1 rRNA gene is annotated in these 3,405 nt (G+C 59.6%); it reads left to right on the forward strand.

From position 1 onward, the window contains the following. Positions 1-267 precede the first annotated feature (267 nt). A 23S ribosomal RNA gene (locus tag ABEA15_RS25460) occupies positions 268-3,358 on the forward strand. Positions 3,359-3,405: the final 47 nt, after the last annotated feature.

A 3,405-nucleotide genomic window follows, 5' to 3' on the forward strand; every position in this document is an offset into this window, starting at 1 on the left:
CGGTGCCGGGAGGGTGCTTGGGATGGAACACGCGCTGTTGGGTGTCTGAGGGAGCGGCCCGTGGGGTTGTTCTCCTGCTGCCACCCTGATGAAGACCTGGACGCGGATGCGTGGGTGTGTGCGGTTGCCGGGGGTTGGTTCCTCCGGTGGCGGTGCGGGGCTTTTCCTTGCGGGGGAGGGCCGGCCCGGTGTGTGCGGGGTTGTGGTCGGGTTTGTGGCTGGTGGTTTGATTTGTGGATAGTGTGCGCGAGCATCTTGTATCTGCGGTGGCCAAGCAAGAGTGGCATACGGTGGATGCCTTGGTACCAGGCGCCGATGAAGGACGTGGGAGGCCGCGATAGGCCGCGGGGAGCTGTCAACCGAGCTGTGATCCGCGGGTGTCCGAATGGGGGAACCCAGCCCGAGTTGTGTCGGGTTGCCGCCGTCTGAATGTATAGGGCGGTTGGTGGTGACGCGGGGAAGTGAAACATCTCAGTACCCGCAGGAAGAGAAAACAACAGTGATTCCCTGAGTAGTGGTGAGCGAACGGGGATGGTGGCTAAACCGCGTGCGTGTGTAAGGCGGCAGTCGTTGCGTGCGTGGGGTTGTGGGGTTCGTCTGTACTGGGTCTGCCGGCCTGGTGTGGGTTGTGGTGTGTTAGTCGAAGCCGTTGGGAAGCGGTGCCGGAGTGGGTGAGAGTCCCGTAGGCGAAGGCGCATCATGGTTCATTGGGCGTGTCCCCGAGTAGCGCGGAGCCCGAGGAATTCCGTGTGAATCTGGCAGGACCACCTGTCAAGCCTGAATACGTCCTGGTGACCGATAGTGGACGAGTACCGTGAGGGAAAGGTGAAAAGTGCCCCGGTGAGGGGTTGTGAAATAGTACCTGAAACCGTGTGCTGTCAAGCCGTCAGAGCTCTGCTTTGGTGTGGGGTGATGGCGTGCCTTTTGAAGAATGAGCCTGCGAGTCGTGGTGTGTGGCGAGGTTAACCCGGGTGGGGTAGCCGTAGCGAAAGCGAGTCTGAAGAGGGCGTGTGAGTCGCATGCTGTGGACCCGAAGCGGGGTGATCTACCCATGGCCAGGGTGAAGCGGAGGTAAGACTTCGTGGAGGCCCGAACCCACCAGGGTTGAAAACCTGGGGGATGAGCTGTGGGTAGGGGTGAAAGGCCAATCAAACTCCGTGATAGCTGGTTCTCCCCGAAATGCATTTAGGTGCAGCGTTGTGTGGTGCTCCCCGGAGGTAGAGCTACTGTTTGGCTGATGGGCCCGACCAGGTTACTGAGGTCAGATAAACTCCGAATGCCGGTGGAGTGGAGCATGGCAGTGAGACTGCGGGGGATAAGCTTCGTGGTCGAGAGGGAAACAGCCCAGATCTCCAGCTAAGGCCCCTAAGGGTGTGCTAAGTGGGAAAGGTTGTGGAGTTGCTGAGACAACCAGGAGGTTGGCTTAGAAGCAGCCATCCTTGAAAGAGTGCGTAATAGCTCACTGGTCAAGTGATTCTGCGCCGATAATGTAGCGGGGCTGAAGTGCACCGCCGAAGCTGGGGGGCCGCATCGTTGGTGTGGCCGGTAGGGGAGCGTCGTGCGTTCGGTGAAGCTGCGGGGTGACCTTGTGGTGGAGGGCGTGCGAGTGAGAATGCAGGCATGAGTAGCGATACCGGAGTGGGAAACTCCGGCGCCGATTGACTAAGGGTTCCTGGGGCAGGTTAATCCGCCCAGGGTGAGTCTGGACCTAAGGCGAGGCCGACAGGCGTAGTCGATGGATAACGGGTTGATATTCCCGTACCCGTGTGCGTGCGTCCGTGTTGATAGCCCTGATGCTAACCTTGCTGGTCGGTGTTTCCGCTTTCGGGCGGTTGTGTCGGCTGGTCTGGGGTCCGAGGGGTGTGTAGGCAAGTGATGGGGTGACGCAGTGGGGTAGCTCTACCCGGCGGTGGTTGTCCGGGGGTAAGCGTGTAGCCCGGGGTGGTGGTAAATCCCTGCCCTGTTGTGGGTGAGGCGTGATGCCGAGCCGTTTTTGGTGAAGTGAGTGATCCCGTGCTGTCGAGAAAAGCCTCTAGCGAGTGCGTGTGCGGCCAGTACCCGAAACCGACGCAGGTGGTCAGGTAGAGTATACCGAGGCGTTCGGGTGATCCGTGGTTAAGGAACTCGGCAAATTGTCCCCGTAACTTTGGGAGAAGGGGAGCCCTGTCTGGTGATCAGGTTTTCCCTGTGAGCTGGGTGGGGTCGCAGATAGCAGGGGGAAGCGACTGTTTATTAAAAACACAGGTCCGTGCGAAGTCGTAAGACGCTGTATACGGACTGACGCCTGCCCGGTGCTGGAACGTTAAGAGGACTGGTTAGCGCCTTTTGGTGTGAGGCTGGGAATCTAAGCGCCAGTAAACGGCGGTGGTAACTATAACCATCCTAAGGTAGCGAAATTCCTTGTCGGGTAAGTTCCGACCTGCACGAATGGCGTAACGACTTCCCCGCTGTCTCAACCGCGGGCCCGGTGAAATTGCAGTACGAGTAAAGATGCTCGTTTCGCGCAGCAGGACGGAAAGACCCCGGGACCTTCACTATAGCTTGACATTGGTGTTTGGGATGGTTTGTGTAGGATAGGTGGGAGCCGGTGATGCTGTCACGCTAGTGGCGGTGGAGGCGTTGGTGAAATACCACTCTGGCTGTTTCGGGCATCTAACCTTGGGCCGTGATCCGGTTCGGGGACAGTGTCTGGTGGGTAGTTTAACTGGGGCGGTTGCCTCCTAAAGGGTAACGGAGGCGCCCAAAGGTTCCCTCGGCCTGGTTGGCAATCAGGTGGTGAGTGTAAGTGCACAAGGGAGCTTGACTGTGAGACGGACGTGTCGAGCAGGTGCGAAAGCAGGGACTAGTGATCCGGCGCCGGCGTGTGGAAGCGGCGTCGCTCAACGGCTAAAAGGTACCCCGGGGATAACAGGCTGATCTTCCCCAAGAGTCCGTATCGACGGGATGGTTTGGCACCTCGATGTCGGCTCGTCGCATCCTGGGGCTGGAGTTGGTCCCAAGGGTTGGGCTGTTCGCCCATTAAAGCGGCACGCGAGCTGGGTTTAGAACGTCGTGAGACAGTTCGGTCCCTATCCGCTGCGCGCGTTGGAGACTTGTGGAGGGCTGTCCCTAGTACGAGAGGACCGGGACGGACGAACCGCTGGTGTGCCAGTTGTTCCGCCAGGGGCATGGCTGGTTGGCTACGTTCGGGAGAGATAACCGCTGAAAGCATCTAAGTGGGAAGCTTGCTTCGAGATGAGGTCTCCTGCCCTGTGGTGGGGGTAAGGCCGCCAGGTGATGACTGGGTTGATAGGCCGGGTGTGGAAGCCTTGTGAGGGGTGGAGCTGACCGGTACTAATAGGCCGAGGGCTTGTCCGCCGTGGATGCTGGGTGCTCGCGCATGCTGTTCTGGTTGCCCTGGCCTGT

The sequence above is a fragment of the Streptomonospora halophila genome (assembly GCF_039542725.1).
In the GTDB taxonomy this organism is placed as follows: Bacteria; Actinomycetota; Actinomycetes; order Streptosporangiales; family Streptosporangiaceae; genus Streptomonospora; species Streptomonospora halophila.